The organism is Agrobacterium sp. 16-2014-1-2a (genome assembly GCF_053522705.1).
Window position 1 is genome coordinate 1 of the sequence record NZ_JBNWBX010000025.1, and the last position, 1,271, is coordinate 1,271.

Here is a 1,271-nt window from a genome sequence, read left to right on the forward strand (position 1 = left end):
TGACCTGCCACTGAACTTTCATCCAGTGGCGATTAGAGCCCCGGTGGTTTTGAATACGCCAAGTGGCGCGGTGTGAGCAACCGGCGGAAACGCGAAGCTTTCATTTTGCGCATCGTTGGAGCCGGTTGCGGCGATGGACCCGGCATAGTCGGCCGGGGTCTGGTATCCGAGCGACGAGTGTGGCCGGAAATGGTTATAGTCGTCAGCCCATTCAGCAATGGCGCTGCGGGCATGATCGAGGCCGAAGAAGAGGCTCTCGTTGAGCAACTCGTCGCGCATCCGACCGTTGAAACTCTCGACATAGCCGTTCTGCATGGGCTTTCCCGGCGCGATGTAATGCCACTCGACCTTGTGATCCTTCGACCAGGCAAGGATGGCATTCGAGGTGAGTTCGGTGCCGTTATCGGAGACAATCATTCCGGGCTTGCCGCGTCGTTCGATCAGCATCGTCAGCTCCCGTGCGACACGGCGGCCGGAGATTGAGGTGTCTGGAATTGCTGCCAGGCATTCACGCGTCACATCATCGACGATGTTGAGCACCCGAAACCTCCGTCCGCAGGCGAACTGGTCGTGGACGAAATCCAGCGACCAGCGGGCGTTTGCCTTCGCTTCGACCAGGATCGGAGCACGCGTGCCGACAGCACGGCGTCGGGCCTTCCGCTTGCGTACTGAAAGCCCTTCCTCGCGATACAGCCGATAGATGCGATTGACGCCGGACGGCTCTCCCTCCCGCCGAAGCAGGACGAACAGTCGACGGTAGCCGAAACGCCGTCGCTCATTAGCCAACTCGCGCAGCCTTGCTCGCAACTCGGTCTCCACCGGTCGGTTCGACCGGTAACGGATCGTCTTGCGATCGGCAGATATGATCTGGCAGGCCCGCCGTTCCGAAAGCCCCATGACGGTCTTCAGGTGCGTGACGGCTTCACGCTTGGCGGCGGGCCCTACCATTTTTTTTGGAGAAGCTCGCGGAGTGCGGCCGCATCAAGCATCTGTTCGGCGAGCAGCTTCTTCAGCCTGGCGTTCTCGTCCTCAAGCGCCTTCAGCCGCTTCGCCTCAGAGACCTCCATGCCGCCGTATTTGGCTTTCCAGTTGTAAAACGTTGCTTCTGAAATTCCATGCCTGCGGCAAAGGTCGGCCACCTTCGCGCCAGCCTCCTGCTCCTTCAACACCGCAATAATCTGCTCTTCCGTAAATCGCTGCTTCTTCATGCGTCCGTCCTTTAATGGGCCGAACTCTAATCCATTCTGGAGGAAATTCTCAGTGGCAGGTCA

General features: G+C 59.2%; 1 protein-coding gene. It reads right to left on the reverse strand.

The features are described 5' to 3' along the window. Positions 1-18: 18 nt before the first annotated feature. A protein-coding gene (locus ACQZ45_RS27020; RefSeq protein ID WP_448742650.1) for an IS3 family transposase occupies positions 19-1,208 on the reverse strand; the annotation gives its coding sequence in 2 pieces (ribosomal slippage) (positions 19-956 and positions 956-1,208; 1,191 coding nt in all). Between the last annotated feature and the right edge of the window lie 63 nt (positions 1,209-1,271).